The following is a 24350-nucleotide window of genomic DNA, read 5'->3' on the forward strand; positions in this document are numbered from 1 at the left end:
GACACAACTTCCGGCGTACGTGAGAAAGGCTGACGAAACGGCGACGGCCGGCGCGCGCCCCGCAGGGCACACGCCGGCCGTGAAAGCGGCTTCAGGCGCTAATCGCCGCCGGTATCCGGGGTTCCCTGTGTTGTGGTGACGCCGTTCGGGATGATCCCGGTGCCACCACCACCGTTGTTGTTGCCGCCGTTCCCACCGTTGTTGTTGCCGCCGTTGCCCGGGCCGCCGTTGTTGCCGGGGCCGCCATTGTTGTTGCCGCCACCGTTGTTGTTGTCGCAGGTGAGGCCGATCAACGTCAGCGCGCAGTCGTTGGCGGGCGTCTCGGGAACCACCGGCTTGATGCCGTTGCCGAGAGCCTCCGGGTTGCCGGTGTCCTGCCGCTGCGGGAAGTCTTCCTTCTTCATGTCCAGCTTGGCGGTGACGGTGTCGATGAACTGCTTCCAGATCTTCGACGGGATGCCGGCGCCGAACATGTCCTTGAACCGGCTGCTGCTGTTCGGGTCGTGCAGCTCGACCTTCTTGTTCGCGCCGCCGACCCAGACCGTCGCCGCCAGCTGCGGGATGCCGCCGACGAACCAGCAGTCACCGGAACCGGTGTGGTCGTCCTTGCCGTCGTCGTACTCCCAGGTGCCGGACTTCGCGATGCTCTCCCGGCCGTTGCGCAGGTCGCGGTTGTCCACGTCGACGATCTTCTTGAGAACGCCGGCGAGGTTCGACATCTGGTCGGCCGGGAAGACCCGGTTGCCACCGACCTTCTCCGGATTCAGGTACGAGACCTTGCCCGTGTCCGGGTCGACCCGCTTGACCTGGCGGACGAAGTGCGCCGCGTGATGCACGCCGCCGGAGACGATGGTGGCTACGCCCTCGGCGTGCTCGAGCGGCACGACGCGGTACTGGCCGAAGGCGACCTCGTTGTCGAAGTAGCCGGACTTCTCCCAGGTCGACTTGTCGGTCTTGGTCAGGTCGACCAGCTTGCCGTTCGGGAACTGCTTGTTGCCGTCGGTCCACATGTGGTCGATACCGGCCGCCTTGGCCGCCGCGATGACCTTGGAGCGGCCGATCTTGTCGGCGATCCAGTAGAACGGGAAGTTGTACGACTTGATCGTCGCCGTCTCGAGGTCACAGTTCTTGATCTTGCCGGCACAGATCTTGCCCGGGTCGGCGCCCGCGTTGTTGATCGGCGTGCCGTTGGGCCGCTTCAGCGTGCTGTCCCAGATGCTCTTGAAGGACAGGTCCTCCTGGAGACCGGCCGCGAGCGTGTAGATCTTGAAGCTCGAGCCGGGGGACTGGCCGCCGAGGATCTGCTTGCCGTCGCCGGACAGATAGCCGCCGTAGTCGGTGCCGTTGGGGTCGTCACCGGCGTAGTAGCCCAGCACGCGGCCCGTGTTCGGATCGATGCCGATGACCGAGGCCTGGTAGGTGGCGGGCCGGCCGTGCATCGGCGAGTCCTCGCTCTTGCGCGAGCCCGCGTCCTCGGCCGCCTTCTGCACGTCGGGGTCGATCGTGGTGGTGACGGTCATGCCACCCTTGTCGAACTCCGCCTCGGAGATGCCCAGCTGGGCCAGCTCGGCCTTGACGTGCCGGAAGATCATGCCGACCGGCTTGTTGGCGGCACAGGTCTTGCAGGAGCTCGCGCTCGGCTTCCGCACCGTCGGGTACTTCCGCGCCGCGTACTCCGCCGGAGTGATCCAGTTCATCTCCAGCATGTTCTTCATCGTGTACTCCCAGCGCTCTTTCGCGTCCGGGAGGTTGTAGTTCGGGTCGTAGCCGCGGTGCGCCGAGTTCGGGTAGGGCTGCTTGATGATCGACGCGAGCACCGCCGCCTCGTACGGCGTGATCGCGTTCTTCTGGCCCGCCGGCGTGGTGACCGACTTGCCGAAGTAGCCCTGGGCCGCGGCCTCGATGCCGTACCGTCCCTCGCCGAGGTCGACGTAGTTCAGGTACATGCCCATGATCTGGTCTTTGTTGTACTGCGACTCCAGCTTGCGGGCGATGACCGCCTCACGAAGCTTGCGGTTGATGCTGATCGCCTTCAGGTCGGCGGCGTGCCGCGCGTACTGCTGAGTGATCGTCGACGCGCCCTGCGTCGCCCCGCCGGTGAAGTTGTTCCACGCGGCCCGGACGATGCCCTTCATGTCGATGCCGTGGTGGGTGTAGAAGTTCTTGTCCTCGGCCGCGGCGACGGCGTGCTCGACGACCTTATTGATCTTCTCTTCCGGCACCACGGTCCGGTTCGCCTCGCCGAGCTTGGCGAGCACCGTGCCCTTGGAGTCGAGGATGACGTTCGACTGGTCCTCAGTGACCGGGGGCGGCAGCGCCACGTCATCGAAGAAATAGGTGCCGCCGACGACGCCGGCACCGAGCATGATGACCACCACGGCGGCCGCGGCGGTGAGGATGTTGGTGCGGCGGCGGCGCTTGGCCGCCTTCGACTTGTCCTTGCCCGTGCGGCCGGGACCTGCGCCGGGCGCGCCCGGCGCCTGGGGCGCGTCGAGGCCGGGACGGACCGCGGCGCGGGCCACCGAGGCCCGGCCGCCGACGGAGGCCGACCCGGTCGTGGCGCCGACCGCGGCGCGCGCGCCGACCCGGGCCGAGCCGGTGACGCCGCCGACGGAGGCGCTGCCCTTGGGGGCGGCGGTGCCGACGGAGGCACTGCCGACCGACGCGCGGCCGGCGGTGCCGACCGAGGCCGCGCCGACGCTGGCGCGACCGCCGGCCCCACGGCGGTACGCGTCGGGTGCGGGACGGCCGCCGGGACTTCGGCCGGCGGACTGGGCGTCGTCAGGCGCGGAGACACCGGTCCCGGGCACGCTGGCCCGGGCACGCGGAGACTGCGAATCGCCGTACGAGTTCATGCGGTCACACCTCGGTCACGGTGAAGCGCGCCGGGAGAGCCCTGGAGGGGCCCCCGCCGGCCACGCCACGCGCGGACGATTTGGGCTGCATACCGGCAGCCGCCCTGTCGGATGTCTTCGATGACCGATTGCGGCGCTGGATGCCCGAGTCGGTCGGGGTCGTGCACACGGTAGCGAGATCGAGCCACGTCATCGGCGGCCCTCCCGGCGTTGTGACGACGACCCTGGCTCGCGGTGGCGGCCCGCGGCGGACGAAGCGACGGCTTCGCCCTGATCAAGCTCGTCGGCGGTCAGCGCGTCCCGGCCGAGCACGTACTGCTCGGTCAGGTGATTCCACGCGCAGGAGCGGCACACCTCCACGACGAACACCTGGAACTCACGCAGAGTCATCGCCAGGACGGGAAGCTCGGCGAGCTTCCGGGCCTGCCCGGCGGACTGCTTGAGTTCATCGCCGTAGATGTAATGCACGAGGGTGAGATTGTCGCGGCGGCAGACCGGACAGCGTTCGTCGGTCGGCTCGCCGTGGAACCGAGCTGCGTTTTTCAGGTACGGAGACGCATCGCAGACCTCGAGCGTCCCGACCCTGCCGTTGTGCACGTCACGCAGCACTGCCCGCTTCTGTAGCGAGTAGTCGACGACCTGCCGCTGCGTGCGCATGGCGAAGAGAGTACGCGGTCCTTCCCGCGGCGGCGACAGCCATCACTCAGCGTGGCGCGGCGATCGCGGTGACGAGTCTTTCTTGCGCGCCGCTTCGACTCGATCTACGGTAGCGATGTATCGGTTCGATACATCGGGGTACGAGGAGGGGGTGGCCGATGTTGGAGTTGGCGATCCTCGGTCTCCTTCAGGAGACGCCGATGCACGGTTACGAGCTGCGCAAGGAGCTCGCCACCAAGCTGGGCACGATCCGTGCGGCCATCAGCTACGGCACCCTCTACCCGACTCTCAAGCGGCTGCAGACGGCCGGCTGGATCACCGAGTCGGAGTCGGATCCATCGATGATCCCCCCGATGACCAGCAAACGGGGCCGGGTTGTCTACAAGATCACTGCCGAGGGCAAGGAACGCTTCGCGGACCTGCTCGCCCAGGCCGGCCCGGAGACGTACGACGACGCCGGTTTTGGTGTGCACTTCGCCTTTTTCGCCCGCACCGACCGGGCCACCCGGCTGCGCATCCTGGAGGGCCGCCGCCGGCGGATCGAGGAGCGCCGCGAGGGACTGCGCGACGTGCTCTCCCGAGCCGGCGAGCGGCTCGACGCCTACACGCTGGAACTGCAACGACACGGCCTCGACGCCTGCGAGCGTGAGGTCCGCTGGCTGGAGGAGCTCATCACCAATGAGCGCTCCGGCAAGACTCTCGACTTCCCCGCCGACCCGGCGAGGGACGCACCCCCCGAATCCCCGCGTCCGCACACGGACCGGCCGTGATGAACAACAAGGAGGCAAACGCGATGGGCTCCGTACGCGTCGCCATCGTCGGTGTGGGTAACTGCGCCTCGTCCCTCGTGCAGGGCGTGGAGTACTACAAGGACGCCGACCCGAACGACCGCGTCCCGGGTCTCATGCACGTGACCTTCGGCGACTACCACGTCTCGGACGTGCAGTTCGTCGCGGCGTTCGATGTGGACGCCAAGAAGGTCGGCATGGACCTCGCCGAGGCGATCGTCGCCAGCGAGAACAACACGATCAAGCTGACCGACGTGCCGCCCACCGGCGTCACCGTCCAGCGTGGACCAACCTTCGACGGCCTGGGCACGTACTACCGCGAGATCATCGAGGAGTCCTCGGCCGAGGCCGTCGACGTGGCGCAGGCGCTGCGCGACGCGCAGGTCGACGTGGTCGTCTCCTACCTGCCGGTCGGCTCCGAGCAGGCCGACAAGTTCTACGCCCAGGCCGCGATCGACGCGGGCTGCGCCTTCGTCAACGCGCTGCCGGTCTTCATCGCCTCGAACCCCGAGTGGGCGCAGAAGTTCACCGACGCCGGCCTCCCGATCGTCGGCGACGACATCAAGAGCCAGGTCGGCGCCACGATCGTGCACCGCGCGCTGGCCAAGCTGTTCGAGGACCGCGGTGTCGAGCTGCTGCGCACGTACCAGCTCAACTTCGGCGGCAACATGGACTTCATGAACATGCTGGAGCGCAACCGCCTGGTCTCGAAGAAGATCTCGAAGACCCAGTCGGTCACCAGCCAGATCCCGCACGAGATGGTCAAGAGCGACGTGCACATCGGCCCGTCCGACCACGTGCCGTGGCTCGACGACCGCAAGTGGGCCTACATCCGGCTGGAGGGTCGCTCCTTCGGTGACACCCCGCTGAACGCCGAGCTCAAGCTCGAGGTGTGGGACTCCCCGAACTCGGCCGGCGTCATCATCGACGCGGTCCGCGCCGCGAAGATCGCCAAGGACCGCGGCATCGGCGGCCCGATCCTCTCGGCCTCGTCCTACTTCATGAAGTCCCCGCCGGTCCAGTACAACGACCACGACGCGAAGGAGGCCGTCGAGGCCTTCATCCGCGGCGAGATCGAGCGCTGAGACCCGCAAGCGCAAGTGGAAGGCCGGGCCGCGGGGCGGTCCGGCCTTTTGCGTGCCTTCATCGGGTGCGGGTGTCCGGACCGGTGGCCTCGCCGATGAAGGTGAGCAGGTTCTCGGCCTCGACCCGGGGACTCATCGGTTGCCCAACTCTCGATGGAAGTCCGCATACTCTTCCTCCTCGCGCCGGACGATCTCGGCGATGAGCTTCCGGCGCTCGGGATCTTTCGTGAGGATGGCCCGTGCCTCCTCGGGTTCGCATCTGAGGGCGTACACCAGCCGCTCGATGGCTCGGTCCAGGGACTCGTCGGTCGTCGGCTGCAGGTCTTGCGTTGTCATGCGACAGGTGTACTACCGCCAATAGGCGTGCGTCAACCCCATGCCCGCGCCAAAGCGACCCTCGCCTCCAGCTCCAGCAAGCGGCGCTTACGGTCCAGACCGCCGCCGAAGCCGACCATCTTGCCGCCGGCGCCGACGACTCGGTGGCACGGGACGATGACCGGGATCGGGTTGTGGTTGCAGGCGGTGCCGACGGCGCGGGCCGCGGAGGGGTCGCCGAGGGCGGTGGCGATCGCGCCGTACGTGATCATCTCGCCGTAGGGGATTTTGGCGATCTGCTGCCAGACGGCTCGCTCGAAGTCGGAGCCGCCGCGCAACTCGATCGGGAGCGTGAAGTCGGTCAGCTCGCCCGCGAAGTAGGCCGTCAGCTGTGCGACGGCGGGATGTGCGGCGGACGGGCCGGGCCGCGCCCCGAAGCGCACGCCGACCACGGTGTCTCCCTCGACGGAGACGCCGAGCGGGCCGATGGGCGAGTCGACGACGAACATGCCCCCGATTCTGCCCCGGGGGTATGACAAGTTAAGAGACGTGCCCCTGGTCCCGGGCCCACTTGTAGAGCTCGGCCTCGGCCTCGTCCCGGCTCAGCGGCCCCCGGTCGAGCCGCAGCTCCTTCAGGTACCGCCAGGCCTGGCCGACGATCGGACCGGGCGGCACCCCGAGCAGCTCCATGATCGCGTTGCCGTCGAGGTCGGGCCGGACCCGGGCCAGGTCCTCCTCGGCCTGCAGGCGGGAGATCCGCTCCTCGAGCGCGTCGTAGTCGGCGGCCAGGTTGGCCGCCTTGCGCTTGTTGCGCGTCGTCACGTCCGAGCGGGTGAGCTTGTGCAGCCGCGAGAGCAGCGGCCCGGCGTCGGTCACGTAGCGGCGCACCGCCGAGTCGGTCCACTCCCCGCGCCCGTACCCGTAGAAGCGCAGGTGCAGCGCGACCAGCTCGACCACCTCGGAGGTCACGTCCTTGGGGTATTTCAGCGCCTTCATCCGCTGCTTCGTCAGCCGCGCGCCGACGATCTCGTGGTGGTGGAAGCTGACCCGCCCGTCGCGGCCGACCGCCTTGGTCGCCGGCTTGCCGACGTCGTGCATCAGCGCGGCCATCCGCAGCACGAAGTCGGGGCCCTCGTCGCCCTCGAGCCGCATCGCGTTGGCCACCACGATCAGCGTGTGCTCGTACACGTCCTTGTGCTGAGCGTGCTCGTCGATCTCGAGCTTGAGCCCGGAGATCTCGGGCAGGAACCGGTCGGCCAGCCCGGTGTCGACCAGCAACCGCAGGCCGGCGATCGGGTCGGCGCCGCACATCAGCTTGGTGAACTCGTCCCGGATCCGTTCCGCGGTGATCCGGTCGAGATCGGCGGACATATCGCGCATGGCCGCGACGACCGAATTGTCCACAATAAACCGCAGCTTGGCCGCGAACCGCGCCGCACGCAGCATCCGAAGTGGATCATCACCGAACGAAAGAGCAGGAGCGGCGGGCGTACGGATCACCCGCGCCGCGAGATCGGCCAACCCACCGAAGGGATCTGTGAACTCGTGGCCGGGCAGCGACACGGCCATGGCATTGATCGTGAAGTCGCGCCGCTCAAGATCTTCGAGCAGCGACGTCCCGTACCGCACGACCGGGTGCCGCGTGACGCCATCGTAGGCTTCCGCCCGAAATGTCGTGATCTCCAGCCGGAGGCCGTTCTTCTGCACCCCGATCGTGCCGAACTCCCGGCCGGTCTCCCAGATCGCGTCGGCCCAGCCCTGCACGAGGACGAGGGTCTGCTCCGGCGTCGCGTCGGTGCAGAAGTCGAGGTCGTCACCGAGCTTGCCGAGCAGCGCATCCCGCACCGACCCGCCGACCAGATGCAGCTCGTGGCCGGCCCGGTCGAACCGGCGCCCGAGCTCGTCCGCGACGGGGGACACGCGGAGCAGCTCGGCGACCGCGTTCCGCTGGGCGTCATTCAACACAGACATGGGATGACCAGGATAACCAGGGCGGCGCCGGCCGGTCGTGGCAGGAGCGGCCACCAGCGGGCAGGATGGACGCGTGCCCGTTTCCGAGGCGCTGCGTCGCCTTGCCGAGGACCCCCGGTTCTGGACGGGCGACGGCGCGACCAGCAACGACCCCGACGGCCCCGACGCCCGCGAGCTGCGCGTGAAGTTCCCGGTCACCGGCGGCTACGCGCTCGTGCTCGACCTCGACCCGGCCACCGGCGAGCGCTCGCTCGGCCTGCGCGGCCCCGCCTCGTCCGAGCCGGCCTCGCTCGGCTGGGCACCGGCCGACGGTCCCTACCCGGCCGCCCTGCGCTGGGCCGAGCTCGACCTGTGCGCCCGGGTGATCGCCCTCGAGGACCCGACGCTGCCGCATCCCGGCCTGGTCGTCGCGCTGCTCGGCCCGTTCGCGCCGGCCCGGCCCGAGGACGACGAGCCCGCGATCGCCGCGATGCGCGAGGCCGCGTACCGGTCATTGCGCCGGAAGGTGCCCCCGGTCGAGCCGCACGGTCCGGAGCAGGCGCCACTGCCGCTGTTCGCGAGCGACGAGTGGTGGCCGGCCCCGCCGTCGCCCTCGCCCCAGGTGCTCGACGAGGCGGCGATCGCGGCCCTGAGCTCTCCGGCGTCACCCTCGCTGGAGGTTCGGAGCAAGCCGCGCTTCCCGCGCGAGGAGCTGGCCGATCTCGTACGCCGGGCGGCCGCCCACCTCGATCGCCTGCCGCACGAGTCGTGGTATGCCGAGACCCGGCCGATCGCCCGGCGGATCCTGGACGGCGGCGATTTGGCGCCCGTTCCCGCGCTGCTGGGCGCGCTCACCGAGGCCGGCTGCGACCATCCCACGGTGCTCGACGCCCTGAGCGAGCCGCTGGTCCCGGTCGAGGCGTACTGGATGGTGGAGACCCTGGCCGGCGCCGAACCGGGCACCCTCCTGCGACGCAAGGTATGACGTACCCCTTTATGGTGACTCTGTGTTCCTATCCCCGGGAGAGTCGGCGTGAGCGGCGGCCTTTATGACAGTGCCAACTCCAAGGGCCTGCCGCCGTCGGCGAAGGACGTCTCCGAGGGGGAGCCGGCCCGCTTCGAGCAGACCCGGCAAAATCCCCCGGGCGTGTACGGGCGGCCGGCCCACGAGCGTGCGGTAGCCGGCCCGGTCACCGCCTCGATGCCGGGCGTGCCCCTGCTCGAGGAGGAGGGTCTTCCCCCGCAGGAGGTGCCGGCCGAGTCCCAGAAGCCGGGCGGTGGCCTGCTGCGGTCCAGCGCGATCATGGCGGTCGGCACGCTCGCGTCCCGGGTCACCGGCTTCTTCCGCTCGGCACTGCTGGTGGCGGCCCTCGGCACGGGCCTGGTGGCCGACCCCTTCAACACCGCGAACACGATCCCCAACATCGTGTACGACATCCTGCTCGGCGGCGTCCTGACGGCGGCCCACGTCCCGCTGCTGATCCGGGCCCGCAACAAGTCGGAGAAGTACGGCGAGGAGTTCGAGCAGCGGCTGTTCACGATCCTGCTGATCCTGCTCGGCTTCATCACCGCGATCGCGATGACCGCGGCGCCGGTGCTGATCAACCTGTACGCCAGCAAGTTCACCCCGGCGCAGCACCATCTCGCCGTCCTGTTCCTGCTGTTCTTCCTGCCGCAGATCTTCTTCTACGGCTTCGCGGCGGTGGCCGGCGCCTCGCTGAACTCACGCGGCCGGTTCGGCGCGCCGATGTGGACCCCGGTCCTCAACAACATCGTCGTGATCGTCATCCTCGGCATCTTCATGGTGATGACGCACGGCAAGGGCGATCTGACCCCCGAGTCGATCACCAGCAGTGAGATCAACTTCCTCGGCATCGGCGTCACGGCCGGCGTGGCCGCGCAGGCGCTCGGCCTGATCCCCTCGATGCGCGCGCTCGGCTTCAACTTCCGGCCCCGCTTCGACTTCCGCCGCGCCGAGCTCACTCAGATGTGGGGGATGGCCAGCTGGACCCTGCTCTACGTGGTGGCGCAGCAGCTCGCCCTGGTCGTCTACACCAACCTGGCCAACGCGGCGGGCGCACGCTACGCCGAGGAGACCGGGAGCAAGACCGGCGTCGGCCTCACTCCCTGGACCAACGCGTACGCGTTCTTCCAGCTGCCGTTCGCGGTGGTGGCCATCTCGATCATCACCGCGATCCTGCCCCGGATGACGCAGAGCGCCGCCGAGGGCCGCCTCGACCGGCTGGCCGCCGAGCTGCGCGAAGGCCTTCGGCTGTCGCTGGCGCTGATGCTGCCCGCGGTGGCGCTGCTCTTCGGCGCCGCGAGCGAGATCTGCTTCGTGCTGTTCGCACACGGCAACGCCACCTCCGCCGACGCCGCCGTGATGGCCGACGTGCTGCGGGTCTTCGCCATCGCGCTGACCCCGTTCACCGTCCTGCAGCTGCTGCAGCGCGGCTTCTACGCCCAGCACGACACGCGGACGCCGGCCCTGATCGCGATCTTCTCGACCGGCGCCGGGGCGATCACCGCCGTCGTCATGTCCAAGGTGCTGCCGACCGAGCACGTCGTGCTCGGCATCGCCGGCGCGCAGGGCGTCTCCTGGACGGTCGGCTGCCTGGTCTCGATCGTGCTGCTGCGCAAGCGCATCGGGCGGCTCGGCGGCCTCGAGATCGCCACCCTCTTCCTGAAGGCGGCGGTCTGCAGCCTGGCCGCGCTCGCCGTCGCCGAGGCCGGCCACCTCCTGGTCGGCCCGCACGTGGACGACAGCTTCCTGCTCGCGGCGATCCTGCTGGCCGCGCAGTGCGTTCTCGGCTTCGGCGCGTTCCTCATCGCGGCCATGGTGGTCAAGGTGCCTGAGGTCAACCAGGTGATCGGGATGGTCCGCCGCAAAGTCGGGCGATGAGGAGAAACGCCGCATGATCGCCGCGAACCTCCCCGGCAATCGCCCCTGATCAGGCATTTTTCCGCCGTTCCGCGGGGAGAAAAGTCCGTTCGGACGGGCATGTCGGAGTGCCGCGCCGGGGGGACGACCTGCCGCTCGGTGGCCCGGGGCGGGTATGGTCGGTGTCGGCATGTGCTCTTCGCACGCTGCTGCCTGCCAGCATGAGGCGACTTGCACCAGCACGGGTGACCGTGCGCGGAGCACCGAGGGAGGACGGGTGACCCAGGTCGGCGAAGGCCACGAGACCGCGGCCGATGCGGACGGGCCGGTCATGACCTTCGGTGCCCCCACCGCCGGCGAGGTCCTGGCCGAGCGCTACCAGCTCGAGGAGCACGTCAACGACGACAGCGCCGGCCGTCAGGTCTGGCGCGGCATCGACGTGATCCTGCGCCGTCCCGTCGCGGTGGTGCTGCGCTACCCGGGCGGCGAGGACGCCGTCGAGATGCTCCAGGCCGCGGTCGACGCGAGCCGCGTGATCCACCCCAACCTGGTCGGCGTCTACGACGCGATCGACGAGGGCACCCGCTCCTACGTCGTCCGCGAGTGGGTCGACGGCGAGTCGATGCGCGAGCTGGTCACCGCCGAGGGCCCGCTCGACCCGGCCCGGGCCACCGCGATCGCCCACTCCATCGCCGACGCGCTGGCCGCCGTGCACGCCACCGGCATGGTCCACGGCAACGTGCACCCCGGCACCACGCTGATCGCCGACGACGGCCGGGTGGTGCTCGCCGACGCGCGCGCCGACTCCTCCGACTCCGCCGAGAAAGACATCCGCGCGGTCGGTGGCCTTCTCTACTACGCGCTCACCGCGCACTGGCCGCACGACGAGGTGAGCCCGTCGGCCCTGCCCGACGCCACCCGCGACGCGTCCGGCAACCCGGCCGCGCCGCGCCAGATCCGCGCCGGCGTCCCGGCCTACCTCGACGACCTGACGATGGATCTGCTCGACCGCCGGGTCGCGACGCCCGAGGCCGACGCGCTCGCCGCCGAGCTCGGCCGCCTCGACGCGGCCGCCGACGACGACTACGACGACGTCGGCCCGCTGCGGTTCACCCAGGGCAACGCCACCTCCGAGCCGCCCCGCAACAACTCGAAGATCGTCATCGGAGTTGCGGCGCTGGTCGTCATCGCGATCATCGGTTTGGTCTTCGGCATCCGCGCGATCACCAGTGGGGGCAAGCCCGACCCCGGCTCGACCACCCAGGCCAACGCCAACGGCAACCCGGCCGACGGCGACACCCAGGCGCCCGCGCCGACCCCGCAGAAGATCAAGCTGACGCCCGACATGGTGCGCATCGTCGACCCGCCGCCGGGTGACCGCACCGACTCCGACGAGGCGAAGAACGTCGTGGACGGCAACCCCGACACGGCGTGGGAGACCCACCGCTTCAACACGGCCAAGTTCGGCAACCTCAAGCCGGGCATGGGCGTGCTGATCAACCTGGGCAAGCCGCGCAACCTCGCCGACGTGCGGGTCGAGACCTCGTCGACCGGCGTCGGCATGGAGATCCGGACGGGCAACACCGACCCGGGCGACAACGGCGCCGGCGACCAGAAGATCGTCGAGACGTACAAGAAGCTCGGCGAGCCCGACGCGGACGCCAAGGGTGACGGCACCAACCGGATCTTCTCGGTGTTCGACGCCAACACCAAGTACCAGTACGTGCTGGTGTGGGTGACCGAGCTGCCCCGGGCCGACGACGGCGACCGGTATCAGGTCAGCGTCAACGAGGTCTCGGTCTACGGGTACTGAGCGCGCCTCGGTTAGATTGCTCGGGTGACTTCCCAGCCCGGCGCGGACGGGTCCGCTCCGAGCGATGCCGACCTGCTGCGCGCCCATATCGACGGTGACCCGCAGGCCTTCGCCGTGCTGGTCCGCCGCCACCGGGACCGGTTGTGGGCGGTGGCGCTGCGCACGATCGGCGACCGCGAGGAGGCGGCCGACGCGGTGCAGGACGCGCTGCTCTCGGCCCATCGCAACGCGGCCCGGTTCCGCGGCGATGCGGCCGTCACCACGTGGCTGCACCGCATCGTGGTGAATGCCTGCCTCGACCGGATCCGGCGCCGCCAGGCCCACCCGACCGTCCCGCTGCCCGACGGCTCCCGCGCCGACGACCGGCCGACCGGTCCCGAGCCGGCCGCGCCGGCCCCCGATCACGAGACCGCGCTGCTGGTGCGGCAGGCGCTGGCCGACCTGCCGGCCGAGCAGCGGGCCGCGATCGTGCTGGTCGACGTGCAGGGCTACCCGGTGGCCGAGGCGGCCGAGATGCTCGGCGTCGCCGAGGGCACGATCAAGAGCCGGTGTGCCCGCGGCCGCGCCCGGATGGCGCTGGCGCTGGGCCATCTGCGTCGCGGGGGAGACGCGCCTCACCCCGCGCCCGGGAACCAGGCGGCCACCCAGACCGTCCCATCCGGACCAGGCTCGAACGATCGGAGGGAGGGTAAGTGACCGGGTCCGAGTTCCGCGGCGTCGACGTCAATCTGCTGGCCGACTACATCGGCGGCGTCCTGGACGGCACGCCGGACGAGTCCGTGGTCGCCACCCTGATCGCCGACGACCTCGCCTGGCGGGCCGCCTACGAGACCTTGAGCGGCGGCATGGCGTCCGTGACCGCCGAGCTGGGCCGCTTCGAGGCCGAGCCGATGCCCGACGACGTGGCGGCCCGATTGGACGCCGCCCTCGCCGCGGCGCCGCCCCCGCTGGCCGTCGTGCGGAGCACCGAGTCCGAGGACGAGACTGCTCCGGCCGTACGGGAAAAGAAGTCCTCGCGGAAGTTGCGCTGGGTGACCCCGATCGCGGTAGCCGCGGGCGCCGTGGCATTTGTCGGATTCGGCCTCGACTATCTCGCCGGCCGTGACGGCTCGTCCACCGACAGCTCCTACAGCACCGCCGGCGGCCAGGCCGAGTCGGACAAAGGCGCCGCGGCCGACAGCGGCGCCGCCAACAGCGCGCAGGCGCCCGCGCTCGCCCCCGACCGCGCGTCCGGCTCGGTGCCCGCGCCCACCCGCAAGCTCGAGGTCCCGCCCGGCCCGCAGCTGCTGGCCAGCGGCATGAACTACTCGAAGAAGACGCTTGGCGAGGCGGTGTCGAGCACGATGGCCTCCAGCGCCGATGCCTACGACAAATCGCTCGCCCGGCTGCGCGTCGGCAGCGCCCTGCAGGACTGCCTCGACATGATCGCGGCGGCGAACGGCGGCGGGCACCTGGAGGCGGAGAGCGTCGACTTCGCGCGCTACAACGGCAAGCCGGCGATCGTGGTGCGGTTCACGTCGAACGGCAAGTCCTGGGCGGTGGCGAGCGGCCCCGCATGCGGGACACTGAGCGGCGGCGCGGACACGCTGGCGAAGGTGCCGGTACGCTGAGCGACACCCCCGTGAGGCACACCACGGCCGCCGGTCGGGCGGGAATGGCGTATGCCTAGCATGACGTTTTAGCGTGCAGTGTCGCCGGGCCGTCCGCCCGGCGGGTTCGATCGACAGGAGTCGGCAGTGGACGAGGTCCGCAATCTGATCATCATCGGTTCGGGGCCGTCCGGCTACACCGCGGCGTTGTACGCGGCCCGGGCCAACCTCAAGCCGCTCGTGATCGAGGGCGTCCAGTCCGGTGGCGCGCTGATGACCACCACCGAGGTGGAGAACTTCCCGGGTCACCGCGACGGCATCATGGGCCCCGAGCTCATGGACAACATGCGCGCGCAGGCCGAGAAGTTCGGCGCCGAGTTCCTCACCGACGACGTGACCCGCGTCGAGCTGGGCGACAAGCCCACCGAGGCCGACACCGAGGGTCTCAAGACGGTCTGGGTCGGCGACCAGGAGTACTTCGCCCGCGCCGTGATCCTGGCCACCGGCTCCGCGTGGCGGCCGATCGGCGTGCCCGGCGAGCAGGAGCTGCTCGGCCACGGCGTGTCGTCCTGTGCCACCTGCGACGGCTTCTTCTTCCGCAACCAGCACATCGTCGTGGTCGGCGGTGGTGACTCCGCGATGGAGGAGGCCACCTTCCTGACGCGCTTCGCCGAGTCGGTGACGATCGTGCACCGGCGTGACTCGTTCCGGGCCAGCAAGGTCATGCAGCTGCGCGCGCTGAGCAACCCGAAGATCAAGGTCGAGTGGGACACGGTCGTCGAGGAGATCCTCGGCGAGGACGGCAAGGTCAACGGCGTCCGCCTCAAGAACGTCAAGACCGGCGAGACCAAGGTCCTCGACGTGACCGGCGTGTTCGTGGCGATCGGCCACGACCCGCGCAGCGAGCTGTTCAAGGGTCAGGTCGAGCTCGACGACGAGGGCTACGTGAAGGTCGACTCGCCCTCGACGCGTACCAACATCCCGGGCGTGTTCGCGGCCGGCGACCTCGTCGACCACACCTATCGTCAGGCCATCACGGCCTCCGGCACGGGTTGTGCCGCGGCGCTCGACGCCGAGCGTTTCATCGCGTCATTCGTAGAGCTCTGAGAAGACCCGGGAGGTCGTAGTGGGAGCAGGCAAGCCCGTCACCGACGCCACGTTCGTGACCGACGTGCTGCAGTCGGACAAGCCGGTGCTGGTGGACTTCTGGGCGGAGTGGTGCATGCCCTGCAAGAAGGTCGACCCGCTGCTCGGCGAGATCGCCAACGAGATGGGCGACAAGGTGCAGATCGTCAGCGTCAACATCGACGAGAACCCGGAGACCACCCGCGCCTATCGGGTGATGTCGGTGCCCACGCTGACCATCTTCAAGGGCGGTGAGCCGGTCAACTCGGTGACCGGCGCCCGGCCCAAGAGCGCCCTGGTCAACTTCATCGAGTCGGCTCTGTAGCAGTCCCGTCACGCCCCGCGCCCGCCATGGGTGCGGGGCGTTGCCGTCGGGTGGGTACGGCGCCCGGGGAGTACGCTCCGAAGTCGTTCTTTCTTTCCCTCGGACCCTCATTCAAGGGAGTCGCGCGTGCGTTCCATCCGACGTGGAGACAACGGCCCGGCCGTTGCCGAAATCCGATCCATCCTGGTCGGCCTGGATCTGCTCGACACTCCGTCGGACGAGTTCGACGACGCCATGGACTCCGCGGTCCGCGCCTTCCAGCAGAGCCGCGGCATCGGCGTCGACGGCCTGGTCGGCGACGAGACGTGGGGCGCGCTCGACGCGGCCCGCTGGCGCCTCGGCGCGCGCACCCTGTACCACTCGGTGCCGGACGCGCTGGTCGGCGAGGACGTGCGGGCGCTGCAGGAGCGGCTTCTCGAGATGGGGTACGACACCGGTCGCGCCGACTCGATCTACGGACCCCGCACGGCCCGCGCGGTCGCCCAGTTCCAGCGCGAGGTCGGCCTCTCGCCCGACGGCTCGTGCGGTCCGCAGACGATGAAGGCGCTGCGCCGGCTCGGCCGCAAGGTCGTCGGCGGCCGCCCGCAGTGGTTGCGCGAGGCCGAGGCGTTCCGGCAGGCCGGGACCAACCTGATGGGCAAGACGATCGTGATCGACCCCGGCCACGGCGGCGGGGACGACACCGGCGTGGTCGTGCCCGAGGGCCCTTTGCGCTGGACCGAGGCCGACCTCGTCTTCGACCTGGCCGCCCGCCTCGAGGGCCGGCTCGCCGCGGCCGGCATGCGGGTGCACCTGACCCGGGGCCCGCACCCGGCGCAGCAGCTCAGCGGCGCCGAGCGGGCCCAGCTGGCCAACAGCCTGGGCGCCGACCTGTTCATCTCGCTGCACCTGGACGGGCTCGACAACGAGGCCGCGCACGGTGTCGCGACGTATCACTACGGCACCGGCAACGGGCTGAGCTCCACGGTCGGCGAGCGGCTGGCCAACCTGGTGCAGCGCGAGATCGTGGTGCGCACCGGCATGCGCGACTGCCACGTGCACTCCAAGACGTGGGAATTGCTGCGCCTGACCAAGATGCCGGCGGTTCGCGTCGACCTCGGCTACCTGACCTCGCCCACCGACCGCGACCGCCTGGTCAACCCGCTCTTCCGCGAGCAGATCGTCGAGGCGGTCCTGGCGGCGGTGCAGCGCATGTACTACCCGGTCGAGATCGACGTGCCGACCGGCTCGATCGACGTGCGCCAGCTGCGGGTGGCGCTGGCCAACAAGGCCTAGCTTTCGACGTTGCGGGTGGCGGCGGCCGGGCGCACCGGGCGGAGCAGCGTCTCGGGGCTCATCGAGCCCAGGAGCTTCTCCAACGCGTACTCGACGTCGGACTTCCACGACAGGGCGGTGCGCAGCTCGAGGCGCAGTCGCGGATAGCGCGGATGCGGACGTACCGTCTTGAAACCGACGGACAGGAAGAAGTCCACCGGTGCCACACAGCCGGCCTGCTTGTCGTCGTCGGCCTCGCCGAACTTCGCGTCGCCGAACGCCTCGATCGCCTTGACACCCCGCTTGGTGAGATCGCGAGCCACGCCCTGTACGAGCATGCGGCCCAGCCCGCCGCCGGCGAACGCGGCCACCACGTGCGCGGTCATCAGCAGCGCCGCGTCGGCACTGACCGGGGACGTGGGGAAGGCCATCGACCGGGGGACGTACGCCGGAGGCGCGTACATCACGAAACCGGCGGGCATCCCGTCCACGTACGCCAATTTGCCGCACGAACCCCACTCCAGGAGCGTCTGGGAAACCCACGCTTCCTTCTCGAGGCCGGTGTCGCCGGCGGCGCAGGCGCGCTCGGCCGAGACCGGGTCGAGCTCCCAGTAGACACATTGCCGGCACGGGCGCGGGAGATCCTCGAGGGTATCCAGCGTGAGGTTGACCAAGCGTCGCGACACGGCTCCCCCTCTCGGGCCCCCAACCTGTGCACGTGCCTAGGCCCCCGCAGGATCCTACGCCGCAAATCTCATGAACGGGACCAGGTCGGGCATCCGGCCGGATAACCGAGGGCCCTCAACGCGGCCGCCGACTACCATCGGAATGCCCTCCTTGTCTTCGCACCCCGCTATGAGGTGAGAGCCGCATGACCGGCACGACCCAGGACGATTACACCGATGTGTACGCGCGACGCGTGCGTGGGATGACCACCTCCGAGATCCGCGCACTGTTCGCCGTCGCAAGTCGTCCCGAGGTCGTGTCGCTGGCCGGCGGCTCGCCCTACATCGCCGCACTCCCGCTCGACGCCGTCGGCGAGATGCTCGGCCGGCTCGCCGCCGAGCAGGGCGCGGTCAGCCTGCAGTACGGCATCGGCCAGGGCTCGATCGACCTGCGCGAGCGCATCTGCGAGGTGATGGCCCTCTCCGGCATCACCGGCGCCTCGCCCGACGACGTGGTGGTGACCGTCGGCGGCCAGCAGGCGCTCGACCTGCTCGCCCGCCTCTTCCTCGACCCCGGTGACGTGGTGCTGGCCGAGGGCCCCAGCTACGTCGGTGCGCTCGGCGTCTTCCAGGCGGCCCAGGCCCAGGTTCACCACGTGCCGATGGACGACGACGGCCTGATCCCGGCCGCGCTCGAGGAGGCCATCGCGGCCGTGGCCCGGTCCGGTCGCCGGGCCAAGTTCCTCTACACGATCCCGACCTTCCAGAACCCGGCCGGCGTCACCCTCTCCGAGGAGCGGCGCGAGCAGGTCCTCGACATCTGCGAGCGGGCCGGTCTCCTGGTGGTGGAGGACGACCCGTACGGGATGCTCTCCTTCTCCGGTGACGCCCCGCTTCCGCTCCGGGCCCGCCGCCGTGAGGGTGTCTTCTATGTGAGCACCTTCTCCAAGACGTTCGCGCCGGGCCTTCGCGTCGGCTGGATCCTCGCGCCGCACGCGGTCCGGGAGAAGCTCGTGATGATGAGCGAGGCCAACGTGCTGTGCCCGAGCGCGTTCGCCCAGGGCGCCGTGACGCAATACCTGGCGACGATGCCGTGGCGTGAGCAGATCAAGGACTATCGCGAGATCTACCGCGAGCGCCGCGACGCGTTGCTGACCGCGATGCGCGACCTGATGCCGGCCGGCACGTCGTGGACGCACCCGACCGGCGGCCTCTTCGTGTGGGCGACGCTGCCCGAGGGTCTCGACTCCAAGGCGATGATGCCCCGGGCCATCGCCGCGCGGGTCGCTTACGTGCCCGGCACCGGCTTCTACGCCGACGGGACGGGGCGGAGCAACATGCGGCTCAACTTCTCGTTCTCGGCGCCCGAACGCTTGCGGGAAGGCGTCCGGCGCCTCTCCGGCGTCATGGAGCAGGAGCTGGCGATGCGCGCCGTCTTCGGCCCGGCCGCGACCACCCACCACCGTCGTCGGGGCGCGGCCGCCGCCGACGCTCCCGGACCGGACTTGGCATGATCAGTCCCATGGGTTCTCACGATGCGCGCGTCATGGTTCTGGCCGGCGGCCTCTCCTACGAGCGGGACGTGTCGCTGCGTTCCGGCCGTCGCGTGCTGGACGCGTTGCGTGCCGTCGGCGTGCACGCGGAGATGCACGACGCCGACGTCTCGCTGCTGCCGGCCCTCCAGGAGGACCCGCCGGACGCGGTGGTGATCGCGCTGCACGGCGCCACCGGCGAGGACGGCTCGCTGCGTGGCGTGCTCGACCTGTGCGGCATTCCGTACGTGGGCTGCGACGCGCGGGCGTCCCGGCTGGCGTGGGACAAGCCGTCGGCGAAGTCGATGCTGCGCGAGGCGGGCATCCCCACGCCCGATTGGGTGGCGCTGCCGCACGACCGCTTCTCCGAGCTCGGCGCGGTGGCAGTGCTCGACCGCATCGTCGACCGGCTCGGCCTGCCGCTCATGGTCAAGCCGGCCCAGGGCGGTTCGGGGTTGGGCGCCGCGGTGGTCCGGGAGGACGCGGACCTGCCGGCCGCGATGGTGGGATGCTTCGCGTACGACTCGACGGCGCTCGTGGAGAAGTTCGTGCCCGGCCAGGACGTGGCGGTCTCGATCGTCGACCTGGGCTCCGGCCCCGAGGCGCTGCCGATCGTCGAGATCGTCCCGCGCGACGGCGTCTACGACTACGCGGCCCGCTACACGGCCGGCCTCACGACGTGGCACACGCCCGCGCGGCTCGCGCCGGAGGTGGCAGCCCGGGTCTCCGAGACGGCGCTGGCGGCGCACAAGGCGCTGGGTCTGCGAGACTTGTCCCGGGTCGATTTGATCGTCGCTTCGGACGGTTCGCCGCAGGTGCTCGGCATCAACGTGTCGCCCGGCATGACCGAGACGTCGCTGCTGCCGCTGGCCGTCCAGGCCGCCGGCCTGGATCTGGGCCACATCCTGGCAACGCTGGTCGAACGCGCCGTGGCGCGCGCCTAGTTAAGGCCGATCGCCGCCACATCGCCGCGGCCGATCCGGTGCGTTGGGCTCGAGCACCGCTCTTTTGGCCTTCGGTCTCCGGCTGAGGGTTTGCTCTCAGCCGGAGATTGCTCCCAGCCCGGCTTTGCTCTCAGCCTCGGCTTTGCTCCCAGCCGGCCGATGTCTCCGCTATCAGCCGGCCGTGGCGGCCGATTGCTGCGCCTGCCAGATCGCGATCTGAACGCCCACCACGCAGATCTGAACCGCAAGCGGCATGCCCGGCAGATCCGCCTCGATGGCCCCCGTCCAGCTACTGGTCCGGCGCAGCGATCCCACCGTCACCCCGTCGGCCACCAACTCTTGCCGGTTCCCCCAGAACGAGGCGCGCCGAAACTCGTACCGGCGCCCGCCCGCCTGCACCGCCCACCGCTTGCGCCCGGCCCGCTCGATGAGCGCCACTTCCTGCCCCATCTCATCGAGCATCCGATACTTGGTGCCCCACCCGTTGGCCCGCACCTGATAGCGCCGGCCCTCGACCTCGAAGTCCCCACCGGTGCGCCACCAAGTCGGATCCCACACCGCAACGGGCCGTCCCTCGGCAGCAATCCGATACCGGCCACGCCACATGCTCACACGCTCGGCGGTCAACATAGCCAAAGGTTAGTCAGGCCCCGCCAGTCGAGCCCCGCTTAGTCGGACCCCGCCAGTCGTGCCTCGCTTAGTCAGGCGCCCGCCAGTCATGCCCCGCTGATCAGGCTCGGCAGTCGGCCTCCGCCAATCGCAGCCCGCGACTCAAAGCCCGCTACTCTGGAGCGCCACTCTCAGCCACGATGGCCTTCCCACCGTCGACGTCGTTCGCGGTCGCCGTCGTACTTCCGTTCCCGTTCGCGTTCCCGCCGACATTTGCCGCCGGCGAATACGTGATCGTCGAGGGCGACTCCCACTGAATGTGCGGAGGCTCTGCGATTGCCTCCCCACCGAACTCCGCCAGCCAAGCAGCGACCAGCGCAAGATTCTCCCGCCATTGCTGCTCCGGGATGACCGGCAGAATGTCGTCCCACAGGGAAAGGAACGTCCCCCGCAGCTGCAGCCGCCCGTAAGGCCGCGCCAGGAACCAGAGATGCAGGTGCGCCGAGCCATCACCCCACCGGTTGACGTGCACGCGAGCGACCCCGTCGAGCGAGCGGATGGCGCGCTCGAGACGAACCGTCATGACCCCCAGCTCCGCAGCGAGCAGGTTCGGCAGGTCGCCCAGATCGAGATGCGACCGACACTCCAGGATCAACACCATCGGAAGCCCGGTGGGTCGGTCCATCGCTCGCACCCGCCATCTTTCACTAACCCAGATGTACGCGTCGTCGGGCGTCGCGCAGGCAACGCACTCGGCCGCATCTTCACCGCTGCGAGGCGGCTCGACCTCCACGGGAGCGGCCAGCGGCTTGACCCTCATGTCGCCCTCGAACGGGAACGAAGGCCAGCGTGTGAAGTCGGGCAGGGGGGCGGTGTTCTCGGGCACGGGGTGACTTTAGACCAGGCCAGCGCGACTGTCCCGGGTCAATTTCCGGCCTGTGTGCAGGCCCCTCCCCACACCCCGTCCCGCCGAGACCAACGTCGATGGTCATCACACAAAGCCAGCACTCCAGCACACCCAAAGTTATCCACAGAAGTTATCCACAGGCCCCGCCGTTTCACGTGAAACCCGACGTCGGAGGCTTGCACCCCCTGTGGATGAACCAGTGGAGGACCGCTCCAACATAGGTCGCGTTTCACGTGAAACACCGCCACGCACTTTTCAACAGCCCTTACACACAGCCTGTGGATAACCGCCCCCGCCGATGCTTCGCCCACCGCACCGAGCCAGCTTCGCGTTACTTCAGACCCGCAGACGTCGATGCCACAGCCTCGCACCCTCAGGTCGTCCTCGCCTCGCCCAGCGTTCCCTCATGCGCTCAGCCATCGTCCACAGCGCGAGCCGAGCCGCGCGCTTGTACCGACTCAGTAGGCCGCTCCCTCACAGCAGTCGCGTGGCCCCCGCCGCGAAGCTGGCCGCCGGCGCCGGCGCCTCCTAGCGAATCGGGTTCGACGCCGGGAGCGCTTTGAGTAATCCGCTCGACGGCCGACTTCGATCGGCTTGAAGGGGTCGTGACCATGGATCGTCTGCGGGTCGCCTTTGGCCAGGGCAGTGACCGAGCCGTGCCGCCGCGCGATACGGACCACAGCCGTCATTCGGCTGTAGCGCCGTGCGCGGCGCGGGCAGCACCGGTGGCCCGTTTTCCTCTGGGCTGAGGTTGAAGACGAAGCCGGAAGTTGGATCCGGGCCGATAGTAGGTCCGGGGCCGAAACCCCGACCGGAGCGGAGACTCGGACTGAGCACGACCGGACGGAGCCGCTTCGGCCAACGGAGCAGGTTTCGTTCTCAGCGAGGTGCGTCGCCATGGACCGCCCAGGTCTTAGCTCACCTTGGTCGTCAACCGCTAGTACGCACCTGCGCACTTGACTGATGCCCGCGGTAGAACCCCGAGCCGTCATGGTGTCACCACCGCCCCAGTAGGCAAGTTCGCGGATCGCTCTCCGGTCCAAGACGATCAGGCCCGCCCGCGCTCCCGACAGCGGATGGCCGTTGGCAGCCGCACAAACGCCTGCGTCCGCGCGGTCCTGGGTTTCACGTGAAACTCCCGGCTCCCGGCTCCCGGCTCCCGGCTCCCGGCTCCCGGCTCCCGGCTCCCGGCTCCCGGCTCCCGGCTCCCGGCTCCCGGCTCCCGGCTCCCGGCTCCCGGCTCCCGGCTCCCGGCTCCCGGCTCCCGGCTCCCGGCTCCGAGGATCGTAGACGAGCTGTTTCACGTGAAACAGGCAGCCGTTCCCATGAACAAAACCTAGGCGGGGCGGGCGGAGCGCCCAGCGGGACGCAGCTGGCCATAGGAGTTCCCACGCCGCACTCCCAGACGGCAGCTGAAGAATCCACGTGCCCGAGGGGCGTAGACGGGATTGGCAGCACGTCGGCCTCGCCCACAACGCAGGCCTGGAGCGGCCTGCGAGCCGCGATCCGAGAGGGTCTACTAAACCGCGGCTGACTGATATCCGGGAGGCCGACGTGCAGCGGCGCTCGTTTCACGTGAAACGAGTCGAGGTCGCTCCGAGCGGACGCTTCGCTAACCCCGCGGCACCGGACAGACGATCTCAGTAGAGGGTTGCGGCTACGCCCCAAAAGGGGGCCAGCCGGGACTGCTGTCCGAACTGTGGACTTCCGGGAGCGGTAGCGGCTGGAAGGCGTTTCACGTGAAACGGAACAGTTGGCTGACCAACGAGCGACAAGCGTGCGGGCCACAGCCAGTATGCGAGTGAGCAAACTGGCGGCGGAGCGGCCGGTCGGTCGGTGGGCAGGCGGGTGGATCGCGCAGGCGCATGTGGTTGGGCAGGCGGGTGGGTTGGGCAGGCGGGCGCGGGTGGGTAGGCCGGTCGGCGCAAGGTGTGCAGGCCCCGGCAGATGCTAGGGGCGTAGGCCGAGCCAACGCGGTTGCGCAAAGCCGGTACTCCCGGAGTCATGGTCGGTAGGCGCTAGGTGCACGTGGCCGGCAGAGGCAGCGTCTCGCCGCCAAGACATCCGTCAGGGGTAGCGTGTGGTCGGGAGGCGCCAGGTGCACGAGGTGCACGGACTAGACCCTGAGCGAAGGGATGCGTAGGCGAAGGAGGCGAGGTCGAGGGCTCGGGCTGATGGAAGAGGGATCGCGGGAGATCGGACGTCCGGATGTCCGGGCGATCTGGCGAACTAGCCTCGGCGAGCCGGCGCGCCAGCGGGTCAACGGAAGAGCGGGCGGCCGGGCCGCCAACGACAGACGGCAGTCTCCGTCATGTGCTAATGCCTCGCCCCCGACTGACCTGGACCCCGACCCGGAATCGGATCGGCGCGTGCCGGACATCCGTTTCACGTGAAACCGCCGGGGCCGACGAAAGGCGTGACGGGGCGCGAAGGCTACCGCGCGAGCGGGTCAACCCCTCAGGCGCCGACTTCGCCGTCTATGGCCTCTCGCAAGAAGTCAGCGTGGCCGTTGTGTCGGGCGTACTCGTGGATCATGTGCAGCATCACGAAGCGAAGCGATACGTCCTCGCCCCACCGGGCCTGATGGCCGGTGATGTCCAGCGACTCGGCCGCCTGCTCGATCTGGCGCGACCGGGCCACCTCGTCCTCCCAGACGGCGAATGCTTCGGACCGCGTGGATGATCCGGCGTCATAAGCCGCCTGGAAGTTGCCCGACTCGGACCACACCAACGGGATGTCCTCGCCGGCGATGACGCGCCGGAACCACGTCCGCTCGACCTCGGCCATGTGCCGCACCAGACCCAGCAACGTCAACTCCGACGGCGGCGACGACCGTGACCGTAACTCTTCGTCGGTGAGACCGGCGCACTTCATCGCGAGCGTCGCCCGGTGGAAGTCGAGAAAGACTCGCAACGTCTCCCTCTCCCCACCACGGCGGGGAGGATCAGGCCGCTCGACAGTCATACGTCATCCCTTCATAACAGGCCTACAGTAACGACGAAGATCGAGATCATCCGTGGAGACGGCTCCGGTTCGGTTCTGTCAGAGCCATTCTC

At 69.7% G+C, this 24350-nt stretch carries 20 protein-coding genes and 1 pseudogene; 12 read left to right on the forward strand and 9 right to left on the reverse strand.

Annotation, left to right across the window (positions count from 1 at the left end; all coding sequences use genetic code 11):
• Positions 1 to 98: 98 nt before the first annotated feature.
• Both ACQP2F_RS46275 and ACQP2F_RS46280 read right to left on the reverse strand, forming a co-directional pair.
• Positions 99 to 2855, reverse strand: coding sequence for a transglycosylase domain-containing protein (locus tag ACQP2F_RS46275; protein ID WP_433299472.1), 2757 nt, complete (start codon positions 2853 to 2855; stop codon positions 99 to 101).
• Between the two features lie 189 nt (positions 2856 to 3044).
• Positions 3045 to 3512 carry a DUF5318 domain-containing protein gene (locus ACQP2F_RS46280; protein WP_433299474.1) on the reverse strand — a complete coding sequence of 156 codons (468 nt, stop codon included), beginning with the start codon at positions 3510 to 3512 and terminating at the stop codon, positions 3045 to 3047.
• Positions 3513 to 3670: 158 nt separating this feature from the next.
• Between ACQP2F_RS46280 and ACQP2F_RS46285 the strand changes: the two genes are divergently transcribed.
• On the forward strand, positions 3671 to 4282 hold the full coding sequence (locus ACQP2F_RS46285) for a PadR family transcriptional regulator (RefSeq protein WP_433299476.1): 612 nt from the start codon (positions 3671 to 3673) through the stop codon (positions 4280 to 4282).
• Between the two features lie 23 nt (positions 4283 to 4305).
• The gene (locus ACQP2F_RS46290) at positions 4306 to 5385 is read left to right on the forward strand and encodes an inositol-3-phosphate synthase (RefSeq protein WP_433307913.1); all 1080 of its coding nucleotides are present in this window, start codon (positions 4306 to 4308) and stop codon (positions 5383 to 5385) included.
• Between the two features lie 132 nt (positions 5386 to 5517).
• Here the strand turns inward: ACQP2F_RS46290 and ACQP2F_RS46295 are convergent, their stop codons facing one another.
• Genes ACQP2F_RS46295 through ACQP2F_RS46305 form a run of 3 tightly spaced genes read right to left on the reverse strand, consistent with a single transcriptional unit; the run spans position 5518 to position 7671 of the window.
• Complete coding sequence (locus tag ACQP2F_RS46295) at positions 5518 to 5721, reverse strand: hypothetical protein (protein ID WP_433299478.1); 204 nt, start codon at positions 5719 to 5721, stop codon at positions 5518 to 5520.
• Positions 5722 to 5753: 32 nt separating this feature from the next.
• Complete coding sequence (locus ACQP2F_RS46300; protein ID WP_433299480.1) at positions 5754 to 6209, reverse strand: methylated-DNA--[protein]-cysteine S-methyltransferase; 456 nt, start codon at positions 6207 to 6209, stop codon at positions 5754 to 5756.
• Between the two features lie 31 nt (positions 6210 to 6240).
• Positions 6241 to 7671 carry a CCA tRNA nucleotidyltransferase gene (locus ACQP2F_RS46305; protein ID WP_433299482.1) on the reverse strand — a complete coding sequence of 477 codons (1431 nt, stop codon included), beginning with the start codon at positions 7669 to 7671 and terminating at the stop codon, positions 6241 to 6243.
• Positions 7672 to 7744: 73 nt separating this feature from the next.
• On the opposite strand from ACQP2F_RS46305, the gene ACQP2F_RS46310 reads away from it, so the two are divergent.
• From ACQP2F_RS46310 to ACQP2F_RS46345, 8 genes are all read left to right on the forward strand, one after another.
• A complete protein-coding gene (locus ACQP2F_RS46310) occupies positions 7745 to 8635 on the forward strand; it encodes a hypothetical protein (RefSeq protein WP_433299484.1) in 891 nt (296 codons plus the stop codon).
• 48 nt (positions 8636 to 8683) lie between these two features.
• Complete coding sequence (gene murJ / locus ACQP2F_RS46315; RefSeq protein WP_433299486.1) at positions 8684 to 10552, forward strand: murein biosynthesis integral membrane protein MurJ; 1869 nt, start codon at positions 8684 to 8686, stop codon at positions 10550 to 10552.
• 256 nt (positions 10553 to 10808) lie between these two features.
• The gene (locus ACQP2F_RS46320) at positions 10809 to 12344 is read left to right on the forward strand and encodes a protein kinase family protein (protein ID WP_433299488.1); all 1536 of its coding nucleotides are present in this window, start codon (positions 10809 to 10811) and stop codon (positions 12342 to 12344) included.
• A 24-nt stretch (positions 12345 to 12368) separates the two neighbouring features.
• A complete protein-coding gene (gene sigM, locus ACQP2F_RS46325; RefSeq protein WP_433299490.1) occupies positions 12369 to 13040 on the forward strand; it encodes an RNA polymerase sigma factor SigM in 672 nt (223 codons plus the stop codon).
• Positions 13037 to 13954: a hypothetical protein gene (locus tag ACQP2F_RS46330; RefSeq protein ID WP_433299492.1), complete on the forward strand. Its 918-nt coding sequence runs from the start codon at positions 13037 to 13039 to the stop codon at positions 13952 to 13954. The genes sigM and ACQP2F_RS46330 overlap by 4 nt, the downstream gene beginning before the upstream one ends.
• Positions 13955 to 14080: 126 nt before the next feature.
• Complete coding sequence (gene trxB, locus ACQP2F_RS46335) at positions 14081 to 15040, forward strand: thioredoxin-disulfide reductase (protein WP_433299494.1); 960 nt, start codon at positions 14081 to 14083, stop codon at positions 15038 to 15040.
• A 19-nt stretch (positions 15041 to 15059) separates the two neighbouring features.
• A complete protein-coding gene (trxA, locus tag ACQP2F_RS46340) occupies positions 15060 to 15383 on the forward strand; it encodes a thioredoxin (protein WP_433299496.1) in 324 nt (107 codons plus the stop codon).
• A gap of 126 nt (positions 15384 to 15509) precedes the next feature.
• Positions 15510 to 16658: an N-acetylmuramoyl-L-alanine amidase gene (locus ACQP2F_RS46345; protein WP_433299498.1), complete on the forward strand. Its 1149-nt coding sequence runs from the start codon at positions 15510 to 15512 to the stop codon at positions 16656 to 16658.
• Here ACQP2F_RS46345 and ACQP2F_RS46350 read toward each other — a convergent pair.
• On the reverse strand, positions 16655 to 17323 hold the full coding sequence (locus tag ACQP2F_RS46350; RefSeq protein WP_433299500.1) for a GNAT family N-acetyltransferase: 669 nt from the start codon (positions 17321 to 17323) through the stop codon (positions 16655 to 16657). The genes ACQP2F_RS46345 and ACQP2F_RS46350 overlap by 4 nt on opposite strands.
• A gap of 185 nt (positions 17324 to 17508) precedes the next feature.
• Between ACQP2F_RS46350 and ACQP2F_RS46355 the strand changes: the two genes are divergently transcribed.
• Positions 17509 to 18816, forward strand: a complete 1308-nt coding sequence (locus tag ACQP2F_RS46355; RefSeq protein WP_433299502.1) for a PLP-dependent aminotransferase family protein — start codon at positions 17509 to 17511, stop codon at positions 18814 to 18816.
• An 8-nt stretch (positions 18817 to 18824) separates the two neighbouring features.
• Positions 18825 to 19778 carry a D-alanine--D-alanine ligase family protein gene (locus tag ACQP2F_RS46360; protein ID WP_433299504.1) on the forward strand — a complete coding sequence of 318 codons (954 nt, stop codon included), beginning with the start codon at positions 18825 to 18827 and terminating at the stop codon, positions 19776 to 19778.
• Between the two features lie 171 nt (positions 19779 to 19949).
• On the opposite strand, the gene ACQP2F_RS46365 is transcribed toward ACQP2F_RS46360, so the two are convergent.
• The 3 genes and pseudogenes from ACQP2F_RS46365 to ACQP2F_RS46375 all read right to left on the reverse strand — a co-directional run bounded on the left by ACQP2F_RS46365 (position 19950) and on the right by ACQP2F_RS46375 (position 24258).
• On the reverse strand, positions 19950 to 20408 hold the full coding sequence (locus ACQP2F_RS46365; RefSeq protein WP_433299506.1) for a hypothetical protein: 459 nt from the start codon (positions 20406 to 20408) through the stop codon (positions 19950 to 19952).
• A gap of 163 nt (positions 20409 to 20571) precedes the next feature.
• Positions 20572 to 21252 (reverse strand): annotated as a pseudogene (locus tag ACQP2F_RS46370) (hypothetical protein); the annotation flags it as partial.
• 2499 nt (positions 21253 to 23751) lie between these two features.
• Entirely contained in the window at positions 23752 to 24258 is a 507-nt protein-coding gene (locus ACQP2F_RS46375; RefSeq protein WP_433299508.1) for a DinB family protein, read from the reverse strand.
• Between the last annotated feature and the right edge of the window lie 92 nt (positions 24259 to 24350).

Origin of the sequence: Actinoplanes sp. CA-030573 (assembly GCF_050951115.1) — a bacterium.
In the GTDB taxonomy this organism is placed as follows: Bacteria; Actinomycetota; Actinomycetes; order Mycobacteriales; family Micromonosporaceae; genus Actinoplanes.